Source organism: Nocardiopsis sp. M1B1 (genome assembly GCF_052466615.1).
Map to the genome: position 1 here is coordinate 1,936,420 of NZ_CP196194.1, position 17,197 is coordinate 1,953,616.

The window sequence follows — 17,197 nt, forward strand, 5'->3', positions numbered from 1 at the left end:
GCGACCGGGGTCGCGCCACGAGACGGTCGGGCGCGCTGCCCGCACCGCTCGGCACGCGGACCCCGCCGGAGCCGGGCCGCGGGTCGGGCGGGGACGGTGCGACGGGCCCGGGCCCTCCCCGGTACCGCCGTCCGCCGGTGGACCGGACGGCGACGAAGGAGCGCACCGGGAGGTCTCCCCGGTGCCGCCGCCCGCCGGAGCGGACCTCGCCGGTCGGTCAGACACGTGACGGAACGCGGGCGTCGGCGCGGGTCGGACCCGAGAACACCGCCTCCAGGGGCAGCCCCAGCTCCTCGCCGACGGCCTCGGCGGGGGAGTCGGGTGCGGGGGCGAGCACGGGCCGCGCCTCCAGCAGGGCGCGGGCCAGGCGCTCCTGCCGGTCCAGGCGCGCCGCGGCGTCCCTCAGCGCCGCGCCCGTCACGGCGGCGCCTGGCCCGCTGGGCGCCGGGGCCGGTGCGGGAACCGGTTCCAGGCTCGACCCGTCCGGCGCGGTGTAGCCGGTGCACCAGCGCAGCCTCCCTCCCGCCCGCGCGGGGGCGTCGGCGTGCGTGACCACCAGCGAGTCCACCCCGCCGGTGGCGGCGAGCGCGTACCGGTGCGCCACCGCGTCGAAGTGCCCGACCCGGAACTCTCCCTGCCACGGGTGCGTGCCGTTGTGCGCCTCGGCCAGCAGCGCGCCCAGTTCCGGGTCCTCGGCCACGAGCGGGCCCGCGCCGTGCCGGGTGGTGTAGGTGCGCACCACACCGATCCGGCGGGCGTCGCCGGGGCGCCCGGCCTCGGCCAGGAGCGCGAGCGGGTTCGCGGTGGTCGTCGTGGACCAGGTGGTGTACGGGTGGAACCCGTGCCACTCGTCCAGAAGCACCCCCTGCGCCCCCTCGAACACCACGGGGGAGCGAGCGAGCAGCCGGGGCAGGTGGTCCTCGTCCACCAGCCGCACCCGCCGCGCGAAGGCCAGGTAGGCCTCCACGCACTCCTCGACGTCCGGCTCGGGGTCGGGCCGGGCCCCGGCACCGCGGTTCGGGGCCGCGCCGGACCCTGCCACCGTGCCGGAGGCCGCCGACGGCCCGGTTCCGGCCGCCGTGTGCCCGGCGCCGGGGCCGGGGCCCGCGCCCGGGGGCTCCAGGGAGCGGCGCACCGCGTGCAGGTGGTCGGCCAGGCGGCGCAGCTTGCGGCGCAGCGTGTCCGGCCGCGCGCAGTCACCGGCGGTCGGCGCGTCATCCGGGCGGGCCAGGGCGTAGGCCACGGTCTCGCCCACCCCCATCCCGCACGAGCCGTGCCGGTCCTCGCCCCGGGCCCGCTCCCGCGCCCGGTTGGCCGCCCGGTGCCACGGCGTGCTGATCAGCGCCCCGCGGTCCACGGTGACCAGCGCGAACGGGTCGGGCACGCCGAGCGAGGCCAGGTGCCCGGCCTCGGCGGCCAGGGCGAAGGGGTCCACCACCATCCACCGCGACAGGTGCGTGGGCACCGGGCCGCCGGGGGCCAGCGTGCCCGCGCCGAACTGGGCGAACGTGTGGTGGCGGCCGTCGGGGGTCACCACGTTGTGCGCGGCCTGGGCGCCCCCGTTGGCGCGCACGACGGCGCCGAAGCGCCGCCGCGCGCACAGCAGGTCGACCGTCACGCCCTTGCCCGCGTCGCCGAACCCCAGGTCGACGACGACGGCGCTCCCGTCGGCCCACGGGGCGGTCGCGCCGGTCACAGCCGGCCCACCCCGCCCGCTTCGGCCGGGCCGCCGAGCCCGGTCGGGCTGTCGGCCACGACCACGGAGCCGCGGCTCTCGGACAGCGTCCGCAGCGCCCTGCCCACCGCCTCGCCCGCGTCCGAGCCCGCCTCGGCCAGGTCGGCCAGGCCCTTCTCCAGGTCGATGGCCTCCTCGGCGAGTCCGACGGTGACCGCGATGGTCTCCGACACCGCGTCGAGGTCATCCAGGTAGATGACGTTCTGGCCCAGTTGGGTGTCCCAGAAGCCGCGCACCTTGTCGTTGTGGAAGTGCCCGCTGCCGGTCGGCATGATGAAGTACACCTCGAAGCTGCGCCGCAGCTCGGCCAGGATCCGTGGGAACGGGATGTCCTCGGTGATGTCGTCGCCGATCACCTCGCGCACCTCCCGCGCCTTGACCGCCCCGTAGGCCATCTCGTCTCCGATGATGAAGAGGTGGCCGCGCCGTCCGCGCTTCTCCAGGCAGTCCATGGAGGTGTGCCGGGCCATGAAGTACATGGCCAGCTCGTAGGACTCCATCACCTGGCCGCCACCGCCGCCCTCCAGCAGGATGTTGCCCAGGTCGTCCTCCAGTTCGTTGCCGGACTCGAACTGCCCCACCTGGAGCGGGGCCCGGTCGCACGTGGCGTCGCCGATCGCGCCGAAGAGGATCTGCGGGTCCCGCACGTACCCCTTGCGCAGCAGCAGGCCGAACAGGTCGGGCAGCTTGGTCTGGAGTACGCGCGGCACGTTGCGCATGGACCCGGTGACGTCGAAGAGCACCGAGATGGCCAGCGACTCGGGGTGTTCGGCGGAGTCGCGGCTCTCGCGCACGCCCACCCCGTGGGGGTCGAGGCTGTCGTGGACCCGCCAGGCGCTGCGCGGGGTCGAGGCGAGCACGTCGTCGGTGTAGCCGAAGCTGCTGGAGCCGACGGAGGAGTTGTAGGCCTGACGCGCGTGGTAGGCGTCGGTGGACCAGTGGCTGCTTCCCATGGGGTTCTCCTTGGAACGGGGGTGGGCGGATCGGGCCGCCGGGGTCGGGGGCGGGGTTCGTGAGGGGGACGGTGGTCGGGGGAGGGGGTTCTCAGGCCCCGGCGGCCGGTGCCGGGTCCGGCATGGTGAAGGGGCGGAACCGGCGCGGCCCGTAGAGGCGTTCCAGCACGTCGTCCAGTTCGCGGAGCAGGGCGAACCCGTCGCGGGGCCGCCGCTCGGGGGCGGGCAGGGTGCAGCCGCGCGCGAAGGACCGCAGCTGCGGGGGCAGGCGGCCCGCGGTGACGTACTCCACGCACCGGGTCGCCATGTGGATGTCGGTCTGGGCGAGCGCGGGGCGGCGCGCGGCCACCTCGGGCGGGTAGAAGTCCGCGCGGCCGGGCACCATCGCCGGGACGTGCGGCGCGGTGCGCGGGGCGTGCGCCGTCACCGAGTAGCACCAGTCGACCAGGACCAGGCCGTGATCGGCCGGGTGGATCATCACGTGCTCGGGCACGACCGCGCCGTGCACCACCCCCGCCAGGGCGGCGTTGCCGACGGCGACCAGCAGCCGCCGCCACATCCACGCCGCGTCGCGCGGGTCGACGCCGTCGGGGTGGGCGCGGCGCACCTCGGCCAGCGTGTGGAAGCCGTGCAGCCGTCCCAGGACGTTGGCCCGCCGCTCCACTCCGGTGGCGGCGTCGCGGTGTTTGAAGGACTCCACCAGTTCGGGGACGAAGGCCCGGTAGCGCTCGTGGCCGTGCTCCCGGATACGGCGCAGCGCGGTCGCCTCGGCCTCCAGCAGGTCGTTGTCGCGGGGTGCGCGGGGCAGTTTGAGCACCGCGTCGCGCCACTCCGGCGCCCGGTAGCGCACCGGGTGCAGGTCGGCGACGTCGCCGTGGGCCAGCCGCTCCCGGCCGACCCGGTAGGTGTGCGCGCCGGTGGCCAGGGTGAGGTCGTCCAGGCGCAGGTCGCCCGCGGCCATCGCCCGGTACAGGTCCCACAGCCGCGAGAGCCGGGTGAAGGGGCCGGTGCCGCTGCCGGGCGGCGCCGTGTCGGGGTGCAGCGCGCGGGCCAGTTCGCGGTGGCGGGCCGTGGCCGCCGGGGGCACGCCGCCGCCCTCGGGCAGCGGGCCGAACAGCTCCACGGGGTCGCCCGCCAGGGCGACCTGGCGCTCGGCGTCCTCGAAGGCGGGGCCGGTGGCCGTCATCGGACTCCTCTCGGGTATCACTGCGTGCTCCGCAGCAGGGGAGGGTGCAGCAGGGCGGCGCCGCCCGCGCGGTAGAGCCGGGCGCGCCGTCCGCCGCCCGCGCCGCCGCGCTCGGCGAGTTCCCCGGTGTCCTCCACGAACCCGGGCGCGGCGAGGATCTTGCGGTGGAAGTTGGCCGCGTGCAGGGACTGGCCCCACACGGCCTCGTACACTTCGCGCAGCGCCGTGATGGTGAAGGCGGGCGGCAGGAAGGCCGTGGCCAGCGGGGTGTACTCCAGCTTGGAGCGGGCGCGCTCGACCGCGTCGGCCAGGAGGCGGCCGTGGTCGAAGGCCAGGTCGAGTCCTGGGCGGGCGCCGTCGCCGTGGCCGAGGTCGCGCCAGGGGATCCAGGCGGCCTCCTCGGTGCCCCGGCCGGTGTGCGGATCGGGCAGGTCGGGGGCCAGCAGGACGTAGGCGACCGAGAAGACGCGCATGCGCGGGTCCCGGTCCCGGGCGCCGTAGGTGCCCAGCTGCTCCAGGTGCAGTTCGGTGGGCAGCAGGGTCTTCTCCGAGAGCACCCGCAGGGCGGCGTCGGGCAGATCGGGGTCGGCGGGGCCGTCCGGTCCGTCCTGGGCCCGGACGAACCCGCCCGGCAGCGCCCACCAGCCGCGCTGGGGGTGCTCGGCGCGCCGCGTCAGCAGCACGTGCGGCACGCCCGAACGGATGGTGAGGGCGACGACGTCGACGGTGACCGCGGCCGGGGCGAACGCGTGGGGGTCGTAGTCGGCGAGGAACCGGTTCTCGCCCTCCTCGTTGCGCGGGTCGGCCACGTGCGCCTCCAGTTGTTCTCAAGTCGAGTATTTCTCGATCTGAGAGCAACTTAGCACGCGCTCGGTGTTCCGTCCATCCCTTTTCTCCGGAAACCGAAGGCGGCGCGCGGACCCGGGCCGTGCGGCCGCGCCCGGTCGGGCGGCTACGCTCGCGACGGGGCGGCCCGCGGCCGCGGCGGGCTCCGGCCCGGCGGGTGCCCCCGGGGGGTCGACACGCCCGGGCGGGCCGGAGGCGGACGTCGTCGCCCGCCGCTAGCATGTGGGCGAACGGACGTTCGAGAGGACAAGGGTGAGGCGCGTGCGCGTGTTGGGGATCGACCCCGGGCTGACCCGGTGCGGTGTCGCCGCCGTCGAGGGCGCCATCGGCCGACCGCTCGCCCTGCTCGGCGCCGACGCCGTGCGCACCAGCCCCGACACCGACCTGCCCCACCGGCTCGTGGGCATCGAGCGCGGCATCGAGGAGTGGCTGGACCGCTACCAGCCCGACGCCGTCGCCGTCGAGCGCGTCTTCGCCCAGCACAACCTCAGCACCGTCATGGGCACCGCCCAGGCCAGCGGTATCGCCCTGGTCTGCGCCGCCCGCCGCGGCCTGCCCGTGGCCATGCACACCCCCAGCGAGGCCAAGGCCGCCATCACCGGCAACGGCCGCGCCGACAAGGCGCAGGTCGGCACGATGGTGGCGCGTATCCTCGGACTCGACGGACCCCCCAAGCCCGCCGACGCGGCCGACGCCGTCGCCCTGGCCATCTGCCACATCTGGCGCGGCGGGGCCCAGGCCCGCGTCGCCCAGGCCCAGCAGGACTTCGCCCGCAAGGTGGAGCTGGCCCGCCGCACCCGCGGCCGCTAGCGCCCCGCCCCCAGGAAGGAGAGGGGCACCGTCCCCGGTGCCCACACCAGATGATCGCGTTCCTCACCGGCCGGGTGGCCGCACGCGGCGCGGGCACCGCCGTCATCGACGTCGGCGGGGTCGGCATGACCGTGCAGTGCACGCCCTCCGCGCTCTCGCGCCTGCACGTGGGCGAGACCGGGACCGTGGCCACCAGCCTCGTCGTGCGCGAGGAGTCCCTGACCCTGTTCGGGTTCGCCGACGACGACGAGAAGCACCTGTTCGAGCAGCTCCAGACCGCCTCCGGCGTCGGCCCCCGCCTGGCCCTGGCCATGCTCTCGGTCCACAGCCCCTCCAGCCTGCGCCACGCCGTGTCCACCGAGGACACCACCGCCCTCACCCGCGTGCCCGGCATCGGCAAGAAGGGCGCCCAGCGCATCGTCCTGGAACTGCGCGGCAAGCTCGACGCGCCCGTGCTCACCGACGGCACCCTGCCCGGGGCCGAGGCCGCCGGGTCCGGCAGCGAGCCCAACGGCGCCTGGCGCGGACAGGTGGTCTCCGGCCTGGTCAACCTCGGCTGGTCGGCCAAGGACGCCGAGGCCGCCGCCTCCGCCGTGGCGACCGAGGCCGAGCACACCGACGACGTCGCCGTCCTGCTGCGCAGCGCCCTGCGCAGGCTCAGCCGGGCCTAGGAACAGGGAGGAAACCCCGTGTACGACTTCCACGAGGAAGACCCCCGCGGCTCGGCCCCCGTCGGGCCCCCGCCCTACGAGCGCGACGCGGTCTCGCCCGACGCGGGCACGGACGAGCGCCAGATCGAGGGCGCCCTGCGCCCCCGCGCGCTGGACGAGTTCGTCGGCCAGGAACGCGTGCGCGAACAGCTCTCCCTGGTGCTGCACAGCGCCAAGCGGCGCAACCGGGCGCCCGATCACATCCTCATGTCCGGCGGCCCGGGCCTGGGCAAGACCACCCTGGCCATGATCATCGCCGCCGAGATGGGGGCCCCGCTGCGCATCACCTCGGGTCCGGCCATCGAGCGCTCCGGGGACCTGGCCGCGGTGCTCTCCACCCTCCAGGAGGGTGAGGTGCTCTTCCTGGACGAGATCCACCGCATGGCACGTCCCGCCGAGGAGATGCTCTACGTCGCGATGGAGGACTTCCGGGTCGACGTCGTGGTCGGCAAGGGCCCCGGCGCCACCGCCATCCCGCTGGACATCGCGCCGTTCACCCTGGTCGGGGCGACCACCCGCGCGGGCATGCTGCCCGCGCCCCTGCGCGACCGCTTCGGGTTCACCGCGCACATGGACTTCTACACCCCCGGTGAACTGGAGCTGATCCTCCAGCGCTCGGCGGGCCTGCTCGGCGCGCCCCTGGACGCGGACGCCGCCGTGGAGATCGCCGGGCGCTCGCGCGGCACCCCCCGGATCGCCAACCGGCTGCTGCGCCGGGTGCGCGACTACGCCGAGGTGCGCGGGGACGGGCGGCTGTCGCTGGACACCGCCCGCGCCGCCCTCGACCTCTACGAGGTGGACGAACTGGGCATGGACCGGCTGGACCGGGCCATCCTCGACGTGCTCATGAGGAGGTTCCGCGGCGGCCCGGTCGGCCTGTCCACGCTGGCGGTGTCGGTGGGGGAGGAGGCCGAGACGGTGGAGACCGTCGCCGAGCCCTTCCTGGTCCGCTCCGGATTCCTGGCCCGCACCCCGCGCGGCCGGGTGGCCACCCCGCAGGCCTGGGCGCACATGGGGCTCACCCCGCCGCCGGACGCGGCCTTTGGTGCGGCGGCGGCCAACGGCGGCGGCACCACGGGCAACTCCGCCCCCGCGGGCAACGCGGGTCACAACGGCACGGCGAGTCCCTGATCAGTGCGTCTGACACGGAGCCCCGGTCCGGGCACAATGGGTTCCGGCCGCGCGGATCGGGGGCGAACCGTTAACACTCCGATCTCGTCCGGTGGGATACCGGTGACCCACGCCACGTAAGCTGGGACGAAACAGCCGATACGGGGCACGACTCCGTACGTGTCGTTCGACACCGGTGGAACGACTCGGCCCTCTGGCGCGTTGTACGTGCCGGACAGGCCCGGACCACGCGGTTCGTGCCGATGCGAAGAAGGTGGCCGTCGCGGTGTCCCATCCGACAGCGGTCGGCCACACGACGAAACGTCAGGAAGGACGCCCCCGTGCAGGGCCTTTACCACCTCGCTGCCGAAGGAGAGCCCACCGGTGGGCTCTTCAGCATGCTGTTCCCGTTCCTGCTGATCCTCCTGGTGTTCTGGCTGCTCTTCTGGCGCCCGGCCCAGAAGCGCCGCCAGCAGGAGACGCAGATGCACAACGCCCTGGTCCCCGGTGTCGAGGTGATGACCAAGGCCGGCATCTTCGCCACCGTCGTCGAGATCCACGAGCAGGACGTCCTGCTGGAGATCGCGCCCGGGACCCGCATCCGCATGCTCAAGGCCGGTGTCGGAGAGGTCGTCACCCCGGCCGCCGACGACACGCCTGTGGAGGACCGCCCCGACTTCGGCGACGACGACAAGCCCAAGGGCTAGACGTACCCACCTCCTCGGGGGTTCGGGCCTCCGCTCCGCGCCCCGCGCGGTGAGCGGACGGCCCGCGCGCGTCCGACCCCGGTACCGGCCCCCCGCGCGGGGGGCCGGTACCGCCGTGTCCGGCCGTCCGGACCACGGGTCGCCGCCGCGACTCCCGCGAGGGCCCCGGCCCCGACAGCACGAGAACCCAGCAGAAGGCCCATCCCGACATGCCCGACGACACCGCCACCGCGGCGCCCGTCCCCAGCCCGGAGCTCATCCGGGCGCACATCCGCGACATTCCCGACTTCCCGCAGCCCGGCGTCCTGTTCAAGGACATCACGCCGCTGCTCAACCACCGGGAGGCCTTCGCCGCCGCCGTGGAGGGCCTCGCCGCGCCCTTCCGCTCCGCGGGGGTGGACCACGTGGTCGGACTGGAGGCGCGCGGGTTCATCTTCGGCGCCCCGGTCGCCATGGCGCTGGGCTCGGGCTTCGTCCCCGCGCGCAAAGCCGGGAAACTGCCCTCACGAACCATCGGTCAGGCCTATGATCTGGAGTACGGCACCGCGACCGTCGAGATCCACGCCGACGCGGTCTCCCCGGGCAGCCGTGTGCTGATCGTGGACGACGTCCTCGCCACCGGCGGCACCGGCAGGGCCGCGGTGGACCTGGTCCGCAAGGCGGGTGGTACGGTCGTGGGATTCTCCGTCCTGATGGAGCTCTCCGCGCTCCGGGGACGGGACAGGGTGCCCGACGTGGAGCTGCACACCCTCCTCACGGTCTGATCCGGCCGACCCGCGCCGCGGCCGACGCCCCTCCCCACGGGGAATGCGCGACGGCCCGTCATCGTTGACGTACTCCACCACCGGGGGTGAACCCCCGGTGGCCAGTGTCACACCCGCCGCCGGGCGCGGCGGGAGCGGGGAGGCCGAGGCCGTTCCCGACGGGAACGGCCCCACTAGACTGGTGGGAGAGGTACCGCGGCGGCCACGTCACGACTGGCCCTGATGACACGCACGTGCACCGGTGGAGCCGGGCGGCGCTGACGGCGCCCGCGCGACCGGACGGATCCGCGGGAGGTAGGCATGCCAAGCGAAGTGGTTTCGACCGGGGCGGTACCGACGGACGAGACGCGGCGGGGCGCCTCCCAGGAACCGCGGCCGAACGCGCCCCAGGGGCAGGCGGACGGCACCGGCGCGCGGGGCGCCACCACAAGTCCACAGGGAGACCGGCCGGAGGGCGCCGCGAACGGAGCGGCGCCCTCCGACGTCTCCGGAGCGGGGGCCACGCGGCAGCCGTCCCCCTCCACCACGCCCTCCACGGTGCGAGTACGCAGAAGGCTCGCCCGACTCGGCGCCCAGCGGGGAGTGACGATGAACCCGGTGCTCGAACCACTGATCAAGACAGTGCGGGCCACCCATCCCAAGGTGGACGTGCGGCTGGTCGAGCGCGCCTACGAGGTCGCGGCCCACCACCACCGCGACCAGAAGCGCAAGAGCGGCGACCCCTACATCACCCATCCCCTCGCCGTCGCCACGATCCTCGCCGAGCTGGGTATGCAGGAGGCCACCCTGGCCGCCGCCCTCCTGCACGACACCGTCGAGGACACCGACTACTCCCTGGGCGAGCTGCGCTCGGACTTCGGCGACGAGATCGCCGAGCTGGTCGACGGGGTCACCAAGCTCGACAAGGTCAAGTACGGCGAGGCCACCCAGGCCGAGACCGTGCGCAAGATGGTCATGGCCATGGCCCGCGACATCCGCGTGCTGGTCATCAAGCTGTGCGACCGGCTGCACAACATGCGCACCCTGCGCTACCTGCCCTCCCGCGCCAAACGGGAGAAGAAGGCCCGCGAGACCCTGGAGATCTTCGCCCCCCTCGCCCACCGGCTGGGCATGAACACCATCAAGTGGGAGCTGGAGGACCTGGCCTTCGCCACCCTCTACCCCAAGCGCTTCGACGAGATCGCCCGCCTGGTGTCCGAGCGCGCCCCGCGCCGCGACGTCTACCTCCAGGAGGTCATCGAGGCGGTCTCGGCCGACCTGCGCGAGTCCAAGCTCAAGGCCACCGTGCGCGGGCGGCCCAAGCACTACTACTCGATCTACCAGAAGATGATCGCCCGCAACTGCGGCTTCGACGAGATCTACGACCTCATCGCCGTGCGGGTCCTGGTGGACAGCGTCCGCGACTGCTACGCGGCCCTGGGGACCATCCACGCGCGGTGGAACCCGGTGCCCGGCCGGTTCAAGGACTACATCGCGATGCCCAAGTTCAACATGTACCAGTCGCTGCACACGACGGTCATAGGGCCCTCGGGCAACCCGGTCGAGCTCCAGATCCGTACGCGCGCGATGCACCGGCGCGCCGAGTACGGTATCGCCGCGCACTGGAAGTACAAGGAGGACCGGGGCAGCGGGGGCGAGAGCAAGCCCCGGGGCAGCTCCGACATGCAGTGGCTGCGCCAGCTCATCGACTGGCAGCAGGAGACCAAGGACCCGGGCGAGTTCCTGGAGTCGCTGCGCTTCGACCTGTCGGTGCAGGAGGTGTTCGTCTTCACCCCGGGCGGCGACGTCATCTCGCTGCCCCAGGGCGCCACCGCCGTGGACTTCGCCTACGCCGTGCACACCGAGGTCGGCCACCGCACCGTGGGCGCCCGCATCAACGGCCGCCTCGTGCCGTTGGAGAACGAGCTGCACAACGGCGAGACGGTGGAGATCCTCACCTCCAAGACGCCCGACGCCGGGCCCAGTCGGGACTGGCTGAACTTCGTCAAGAGCGCCCGGGCCCGCAACAAGATCCGGCACTGGTTCACCAAGGAGCGCCGCGAGGCCGCCATCGAGCAGGGCAAGGACGAGATCGCCAAGGTCATGCGCAAGCAGGAGCTTCCGGTCAAGCGCCTGTTCAGCGGTGAGGCGATCATCGGCCTGGCCAGCGACCTGCGCTACCCGGACGTGGACTCGCTGTACGCGGCCGTGGGGGAGCGCCAGGTCAGCGCCCAGCACGTGGTCGGCAAGCTCGTCGACTCCATGGGCGGCCTGGAGAGCCACACCGAGGACATCGCCGAGTCGGCGCTGCCCACCAAGGCGGCCACCCGCCAGCGCCAGCACGGCAACCCGGGCGTGGTCGTGGAGGGTGACGCCGACGTGTGGGCGCGCCTGTCCAAGTGCTGTACCCCCGTGCCGGGCGACGAGATCGTCGGCTTCGTGACCCGGGGCAACGGGGTGTCGGTGCACCGCCGGGACTGCGTGAACACCGCGACGCTGGACACCGACCGCATGGTCAAGGTGGAGTGGTCGCCCACCGAGGACTCGATGTTCCTGGTGGCGCTGCACGTGGAGGCCCTGGACCGGTCCCGGCTGCTGTCGGACATCACGCGGGTGCTGAGCGACCAGCACGTCAACATCCTGTCCGCGACCGTCCAGACCAGCCGCGACCGCGTGGCGCAGAGCCGCTTCACCTTCGAGATGGCCGACCCCGCCCACCTGGGCAGCGTGCTGCGCGCGGTGCGGGGCGTGGACGGCGTCTACGACGTCTTCCGCGTCCGCAACTGACCCGGCCGGACGGCGGGGGAGGGGCCGCGGGCACGGGGAACGCCGCGGTCCCGTGTCCGGGGCCGCGCGGGCAGGACCGGACACGGCCGGGCCCCGGACGCCCGCGTGGGGAGCCCGGAGCCCGTGCGCGCCGTCAGATGCGGATCGTGGTCGAGCGCACGATCTCGAACACCGGGTGGCGTTCGGCCTCGGCCGCGAACGCCTCCTCGGGGGCGTCCGGCGGCGTCTCGAAGTACAGGCCCACCATGGCGGCGCGCGGGTGGTCCAGGTACTCCTTGAGCAGCGGGGCGGCCTCCGCGGCCCCCAGTTCGCGCACGCTGATCAGCTCGATCCAGCCGCCCTGGCGCAGCGTCGCGAAGCCGTCCTGACGCAGGTTGCGGACCCAGTCCACCTCCCCGTAGGGGGAGACCAGGAACCGTCCGCGGTCGCTGTCCAGCACACTGAGCGGGATGGTGCGCAGGAAGCCCGACTTGCGCCCACGCGTGGTGAGCAGGTGCAACTCGGGCAGGCACACCCCGTACTTGACGAAGCCGCTGACGACGGCGTTGGCGGTCCGCCGCAGCCCCGTCATCTCGAACCGCTTCGTCGGCTCGTTCCCCATCTCGGCAACTCCCTCGCTCGGCTGCTCCCCATTCTGGTGGCTGTGCGCGCCCGGCGGCACCGGGGGGAGGCGCGCGCCCCGCGGCGGACCACCGCCGACCGGCCCTGACCCGGACCGGAGAGCGGGCCCCGGGGGCGGGATTCAGCGGAAGGCCGAGATCCCCGTCACCGACTGGCCGATGCTGAGCGCGTGGATCTCCTCGGTGCCCTCGTAGGTGGCGACCGTCTCCAGGTTCAGCATGTGCCGCATCACCGGGTACTCCAGGGTGATGCCGTTGGCGCCGTGCACCGAACGCGCCGCCGCGGCCACCCGCTGGGCGGCGGCCACGCACGAGAGCTTGCCGAAGCTCACGTGGTTGTGGTGGCACCGGCCCTCGTCCTTCAGGCGCCCGATCCGCAGCGCGGTCATGGCCGCCTGGTTGACGTCCACCACCATGTCGGCGAGCTTGCGCTGGGTCAGCTGGAACCCGGCGATCGGCCGGCCGAACTGCTCGCGGCTCAGCGCGTACTCCAGGGCCGCCTCGTAGCAGGCGCGCGCGGCACCGGCCGCGCCCCACACGATGCCGTAGCGGGCCTCGTTCAGGCACGACAGCGGCGAGCCCAGGCCGCGCGATTCCGGCAGCACCGCGTCGGCGGGCAGGCGCACGCCCTCCAGCACCAGTTCGGAGGTGATGGACGCGCGCAGCGACAGCTTGCGGTGGATGACGTTGGCCGAGAACCCGGGCGTGTCGGCGGGCACCACGAACCCGAGCACGCCCTCCTCGGTGGCGGCCCACACCACGGCCACGTCGGCGACCGACCCGTTGGTGATCCACATCTTGGTGCCGTCGAGCACCCAGTCCGACCCGTCCCTGCGGGCGCGGGTGCGCATCGAGCCCGGGTCGGAACCGGAGTCGGGCTCGGTCAGTCCGAAGCAGCCGATCGCCTCACCGGCGGCCATGCGCGGCAGCCACTCCTGCTTCTGCTCCTCGGAGCCGAACTTGTGGACGGCCGCCATCGCCAGCGAGCCCTGCACCGACACGAAGCTGCGCAGGCCCGAGTCCACGGCCTCCAGTTCGCGGCAGGCCAGACCGTAGGCGACCGCGCTGGAGCCGCCGCAGCCGTACCCCTCCAGGTGCATGCCCAGCACCCCGAGGGAGCCGAAGGCCCTGGCCAGCCCGCGCGGGTCGGGCAGGGTGCCCGCCTCGAACCACTCGGCCACGTTCGGCGCCAGCTCGCGCGAGGCGAAGTCGCGCACGGCGTCGCGGACGTCGCGCTCGGTGTCGGACAGATCGGCGTCCACGGCCAGGAAGTCGTGCGGGTCCGGGGCGGCGGGCTTGCGGGAGTCGCTCATGGTGGGGTGTCCCTTCGTGGTGCTGACGGCCGGTGCGGCCGTGCGGGAGGTGGACGGTGTCCTCGGATCCGGGTGCGGGACCCGGAGGAGGGACGGGCGGTGGTCCGCGGACCGGGTGCGGGGCCCTGAACGGCCCCGGGGCGCGGCCGGGTGGATCCGGTGCGGTCCGCTGGGACCTCAGGACAGGTCGGGCTGCTGGACGGCGCCGCGCGCGACCATCGCGTCCACGTCGGCCCCGTCCACGCCGAGTTCGGCCAGGATCTGCCGGGAGTGCTGCCCCAGCAGCGGCGGCGCGCCGAGCGGGGGCGGGGTGCCCTCCAGCCGGAACCCCGCGCGGACCTGTTCGATCAACCCGGCGGTGGGGTGCTTGACGGTGCGCAGGACGTCGTCGCCGCTGGCGTCGGCGGTGCGCAGCGCGTCGAGCACTCCGCGCACCCGTCCCACCGGCACCCCGGCCCCCACCAGCAGCTCCATCCAGTGGTCGGCGGGTCGGGAGCGCAGGGTCGCCGACAGTTCGCCGACCAGTTCCTCCCGGTGCGCCACCCGGCCGGGGTTGGTGGCGTAGCGCGGGTCCGCGCCCAGGTCGGGGCGGTCCAGGGCCGCGCACAGCCGCTGGTACAGGGCGTCGTTCCCGGCGGCGACGACGATCTCGGCGTCCGCGGTCGGAAAGGTCTGGTAGGGCACGATCGTGGTGTGCGCGTTGCCGACCCGGGCGGGTTCGGCCCCCGTCACCAGCGCCTGCTGGGTGAGGTTGACCAGGCCGGAGAGGGTGGAGTTGATCAGCGACACGCTGATGTTCTCGCCGCGCCCGGTGACGCGGGCCCGCATGAGCGCGCCCAGGATTCCCACGGCGGCGTTGAGCCCGGTGAGCACGTCGGTCAGGGCCACGCCCACCTTGCTCGCCGGTCCCTCCGCGGGCCCCGTGGTGGCCATGAGCCCGCTCTCGGCCTGCACCACGATGTCGAAGCCGGGGCGCGTCGCGGGCTCGTGCCCGGGCCCGAACCCGCTCACCGAGCAGTACACGACGGCCGGGTTGCGGGCGCTGACGGCCTCGTAGCCGAGCCCGAGCCGGTCGATGACCCCGGGCCGGAAGTTCTGGACGACCACGTCGGAGGCCGCGCACAGCTCCCGGACCGCGGCCAGTCCCTCAGGGTCTTTCAGGTCCACGGCGAGGCTGCGCTTGTTGCGGTTCACCGACAGGAAGTAGGCGGCCTCGCCGTGCCCCTCCGGTCCGGCCTCCCCGGCCCAGGGTGGGCCCCAGGAACGGGTGTCGTCGCCGCGCCCGGGCTGTTCCACCTTGACCACCTCGGCGCCCATGTCGGCGAGCAGCATGGTGGCGTAGGGGCCGGCCAGCACGCGTGACAGGTCGGCGACGCGCACGCCCGCCAGCGGCAGCGGCGCGGCCCCGGTCGCGCTCTCGGTTCCGATCTGGGGTTCGGCCCCGCTTCCGGCCTCGGCGCCGGTTCCGGCCCGGGCTCCGGCGGGGGTCCCGTCCGCGCGCAGGTCGTCGGTCACGGCCGCGCCTCCTCCCCGGACTCGGGGTCCGCGGGCAACTGGTCGCCCTCCCGGAGCTGGACGTAGGTCTCCAGGCAGCGGCGCAGGGCGGTGGTCAGCGCGGCGCCGGACTGGCCCGCGTACCGGGTCTGCACCCGTCGCACCAGTTCGGCGACGTCCCCGGTCACCGACTCCCCCTCGACCAGGGCGCGGAAGAAGTCCCTGGCCAGCTCGGTGAGCAGGGTGGTGTCCGCGGCGACGACGCGCCCGTCGGCGGTGTCCACGGCCAGCACGACGCCGAGCCGCTGGTACTGGGAGTGGCTCGCCACCGAGTCGGGCAGGCGGGCGTAGCCGGACACCAGGACGACCCTGGGATTGCGCAGAACCTGCTGGATACGGTCGTCGCCGTACAAGGTGCACACCTCTCGCTCACGGGCACGCGAAAACTCCGACGCTCTGGAGTCTCGCGCCTGGAGGGCGGCCGGGAGAAACCGGACACCCGCGGCGTGAGGGCAGGCAGGCACAAGTATGTCCCCACCGCGCGCGCCGCTGTCAAGCGGCTCGGTGGTCCGGGCCACATCCCCTCCCCCTGCCGCGGGTCGGAAGGCTGTGTTAGTGTGCCTCGCAGGTCACGAGTACCAGCGTCAAGCCCCGGCTAGCTGGTCGGCAACCCTCCTACCGCGGTGGGGTGCCCCGGGTGAGGACCAGGTCCCGACACGACCGTGTCGGACAAGCGCGGACCCCTGAGGCGTTACCGGAGTGACATCTCCGCGGGTCCCACGACCCACAGGAGAGGTGCTTCCATGACCACTGCCGTTCCCGTCCACGCCGCCCGTTCCGCTGAGCCCCCGGCCGACGCCGCCGCGTGCACCGTCGTCACCTCCGACGAGGGCGTCCCCCTGGTCACCGGCGGACGCGTCGAGTACGCCAACTTCGACTACGCGGCCAGCGCCCCGTGCCTGACCCCGGTGGCCGAGGCCCTGTCCGCCGCGCTGCCCTACTACGCCAGCGTGCACCGCGGCGCGGGCCACCACTCCCAGGTCAGCACCGACGCCTACGAGCGCGCCCGCCGCAGCGTCGCCCGCTTCGTGGGCGCGCGCTCCCGGCCCGCCGACGCCGTGGTGTTCGTGCGCGGCACCACAGACGCCCTCAACCTGCTGGCCCGCTCGGTGCCCGAGGGCTGCACGGTGGTCGTGTTCGAGTCCGAGCACCACGCCAGCCTGCTGCCCTGGGAGCACCCCGCCGCCCGCGCCGGGCGGGTGGTGCGCCTGCCGCTGCCCGCCTCCCCCGAGGAGGCGGTGGAGGCCGCGGCCGCCGCGCTGCGCGGGGCCCCCGAGGGCCCGCGCCTGCTGTGCGTGACCGCCGCCTCCAACGTCACCGGCGAGATCTGGCCGGTGGAGGAACTGGTGGAGGCGGCCCACGCCGAGGGCGCCCGCGTGGTCGTGGACGCCGCCCAGTACGTGCCGCACCTGCCCTTCAGCCTGGAGGGGACCGGCGCCGACTACGTCGCCCTGTCCGCCCACAAGCTCTACGCCCCCTTCGGCTCCGGGGTGCTGGCCGGCCGCGCCGACTGGCTGCGCGAGGCCGCGCCCTACCTGTCCGGCGGCGGGGCCACGCGGCTGGTCGGTGAGCACGACGTGGTGTGGAACGACCTGCCCGCGCGGCACGAGGCGGGCAGCCCCAACGTGCTGGGCGCCGTGGCGTTGGCCGCCGCCTGCGACGCCCTCGCCCCCGCCACCCAGGAACTCCTGCACGTGCGCGAGTCGGCGCTGCTGGAGCGGCTGCGCGCGGGGCTGACGGCGGTCGACGGCGTCACCGAGCTGACCCTGTGGGGCGGGGACCACCCGCGGGTGGGCATCGTGTCGTTCACCGTGGACGGCCTGCCCGCCGACCTGCTGGCCGCGGCCCTGTCCGCCGAGTACGGGATCGGGGTGCGCGACGGCCTGTTCTGCGCCCACCCGCTCACCCGGCGCCTGCTGCCCCGGGGGCACGCTCAGGCGGCGCGGGCGAGCCTGGGGGTGGGCACCACGCGGGAGCACGTGGACCGCCTCGTCGGCGCGGTCGCCGAGCTCGTGGCCCGCGGACCGCGCTGGGAGTACGCCGACTGCGACGGCCGCCTCGCCCCGGTGCCCGACCCCGCGCGGGTGCTCTGACGGCGGCCCCGGGAACGGGTGCGATGGCTG

Annotated in this window: 15 protein-coding genes and 1 riboswitch; of the genes, 7 read left to right on the top strand and 8 right to left on the bottom strand. The window is 74.3% G+C overall.

The features are described 5' to 3' along the window. Positions 1-217 precede the first annotated feature (217 nt). The 4 genes from ACSTA4_RS08370 to ACSTA4_RS08385 form a co-directional block, all read right to left on the bottom strand. Entirely contained in the window at positions 218-1,696 is a 1,479-nt protein-coding gene (locus tag ACSTA4_RS08370) for an adenylosuccinate synthetase (RefSeq protein WP_444963051.1), read from the bottom strand. Next, a complete protein-coding gene (locus tag ACSTA4_RS08375) occupies positions 1,693-2,688 on the bottom strand; it encodes a hypothetical protein (protein WP_444963052.1) in 996 nt (331 codons plus the stop codon). The genes ACSTA4_RS08370 and ACSTA4_RS08375 overlap by 4 nt, the downstream gene beginning before the upstream one ends. Before the next feature lie 91 nt (positions 2,689-2,779). Beyond that, positions 2,780-3,874, bottom strand: a complete 1,095-nt coding sequence (locus ACSTA4_RS08380; RefSeq protein WP_444963053.1) for a molecular chaperone DnaJ — start codon at positions 3,872-3,874, stop codon at positions 2,780-2,782. 17 nt (positions 3,875-3,891) lie between these two features. Further along, positions 3,892-4,683, bottom strand: coding sequence for an NrtR DNA-binding winged helix domain-containing protein (locus ACSTA4_RS08385; protein ID WP_444963054.1), 792 nt, complete (start codon positions 4,681-4,683; stop codon positions 3,892-3,894). A 298-nt stretch (positions 4,684-4,981) separates the two neighbouring features. On the opposite strand from ACSTA4_RS08385, the gene ruvC reads away from it, so the two are divergent. The 6 genes from ruvC (at position 4,982) to ACSTA4_RS08415 (ending at position 11,587) form a co-directional block, all read left to right on the top strand. Then, on the top strand, positions 4,982-5,530 hold the full coding sequence (gene ruvC, locus ACSTA4_RS08390; RefSeq protein ID WP_212640868.1) for a crossover junction endodeoxyribonuclease RuvC: 549 nt from the start codon (positions 4,982-4,984) through the stop codon (positions 5,528-5,530). Positions 5,531-5,580: 50 nt separating this feature from the next. Then, positions 5,581-6,201 (top strand): Holliday junction branch migration protein RuvA, encoded by a 621-nt coding sequence (gene ruvA / locus ACSTA4_RS08395; RefSeq protein ID WP_416024589.1) that lies wholly within the window; start codon positions 5,581-5,583, stop codon positions 6,199-6,201. Positions 6,202-6,219: 18 nt separating this feature from the next. Further along, positions 6,220-7,371 (top strand): Holliday junction branch migration DNA helicase RuvB, encoded by a 1,152-nt coding sequence (ruvB, locus tag ACSTA4_RS08400; protein ID WP_444963055.1) that lies wholly within the window; start codon positions 6,220-6,222, stop codon positions 7,369-7,371. A gap of 320 nt (positions 7,372-7,691) precedes the next feature. Further along, the gene (gene yajC / locus ACSTA4_RS08405; RefSeq protein ID WP_249351987.1) at positions 7,692-8,057 is read left to right on the top strand and encodes a preprotein translocase subunit YajC; all 366 of its coding nucleotides are present in this window, start codon (positions 7,692-7,694) and stop codon (positions 8,055-8,057) included. A 209-nt stretch (positions 8,058-8,266) separates the two neighbouring features. Further along, complete coding sequence (locus ACSTA4_RS08410; protein WP_444963056.1) at positions 8,267-8,821, top strand: adenine phosphoribosyltransferase; 555 nt, start codon at positions 8,267-8,269, stop codon at positions 8,819-8,821. 588 nt (positions 8,822-9,409) lie between these two features. Further along, a complete protein-coding gene (locus tag ACSTA4_RS08415; RefSeq protein ID WP_276578075.1) occupies positions 9,410-11,587 on the top strand; it encodes a RelA/SpoT family protein in 2,178 nt (725 codons plus the stop codon). Positions 11,588-11,720: 133 nt separating this feature from the next. On the opposite strand, the gene ACSTA4_RS08420 is transcribed toward ACSTA4_RS08415, so the two are convergent. The 4 genes from ACSTA4_RS08420 to ACSTA4_RS08435 form a co-directional block, all read right to left on the bottom strand. Further along, positions 11,721-12,188, bottom strand: coding sequence for a nitroreductase/quinone reductase family protein (locus tag ACSTA4_RS08420; RefSeq protein WP_019607014.1), 468 nt, complete (start codon positions 12,186-12,188; stop codon positions 11,721-11,723). Positions 12,189-12,329: 141 nt separating this feature from the next. Beyond that, complete coding sequence (locus ACSTA4_RS08425; RefSeq protein WP_248774153.1) at positions 12,330-13,520, bottom strand: acyl-CoA dehydrogenase family protein; 1,191 nt, start codon at positions 13,518-13,520, stop codon at positions 12,330-12,332. Positions 13,521-13,697: 177 nt separating this feature from the next. Then, the gene (locus ACSTA4_RS08430) at positions 13,698-15,035 is read right to left on the bottom strand and encodes a CaiB/BaiF CoA transferase family protein (protein WP_444963057.1); all 1,338 of its coding nucleotides are present in this window, start codon (positions 15,033-15,035) and stop codon (positions 13,698-13,700) included. Continuing rightward, positions 15,032-15,427 (bottom strand): DUF3870 domain-containing protein, encoded by a 396-nt coding sequence (locus ACSTA4_RS08435; RefSeq protein WP_444963058.1) that lies wholly within the window; start codon positions 15,425-15,427, stop codon positions 15,032-15,034. Before ACSTA4_RS08435 ends, ACSTA4_RS08430 begins: the two co-directional genes overlap by 4 nt. A gap of 214 nt (positions 15,428-15,641) precedes the next feature. After that, a riboswitch (SAM riboswitch) is annotated at positions 15,642-15,756 on the top strand. Positions 15,757-15,817: 61 nt separating this feature from the next. Between ACSTA4_RS08435 and ACSTA4_RS08440 the strand changes: the two genes are divergently transcribed. Beyond that, positions 15,818-17,167, top strand: a complete 1,350-nt coding sequence (locus ACSTA4_RS08440; protein WP_444963059.1) for an aminotransferase class V-fold PLP-dependent enzyme — start codon at positions 15,818-15,820, stop codon at positions 17,165-17,167. Positions 17,168-17,197 lie beyond the last annotated feature (30 nt).

What these genes read in the sequence shown, in the direction of transcription:
- ACSTA4_RS08375 (WP_444963052.1), bottom strand. Translation starts at nt 2,688, where the DNA reads ATGGGAAGCAGCCACTGGTCCACCGACGCCTACCACGCGCGTCAGGCC.
- ACSTA4_RS08380 (WP_444963053.1), bottom strand. Translation starts at nt 3,874, where the DNA reads ATGACGGCCACCGGCCCCGCCTTCGAGGACGCCGAGCGCCAGGTCGCC.
- ruvA (WP_416024589.1), top strand. Translation starts at nt 5,581, where the DNA reads ATGATCGCGTTCCTCACCGGCCGGGTGGCCGCACGCGGCGCGGGCACC.
- ACSTA4_RS08410 (WP_444963056.1), top strand. Translation starts at nt 8,267, where the DNA reads ATGCCCGACGACACCGCCACCGCGGCGCCCGTCCCCAGCCCGGAGCTC.
- ACSTA4_RS08415 (WP_276578075.1), top strand. Translation starts at nt 9,410, where the DNA reads ATGAACCCGGTGCTCGAACCACTGATCAAGACAGTGCGGGCCACCCAT.
- ACSTA4_RS08420 (WP_019607014.1), bottom strand. Translation starts at nt 12,188, where the DNA reads ATGGGGAACGAGCCGACGAAGCGGTTCGAGATGACGGGGCTGCGGCGG.
- ACSTA4_RS08425 (WP_248774153.1), bottom strand. Translation starts at nt 13,520, where the DNA reads ATGAGCGACTCCCGCAAGCCCGCCGCCCCGGACCCGCACGACTTCCTG.
- ACSTA4_RS08440 (WP_444963059.1), top strand. Translation starts at nt 15,818, where the DNA reads ATGACCACTGCCGTTCCCGTCCACGCCGCCCGTTCCGCTGAGCCCCCG.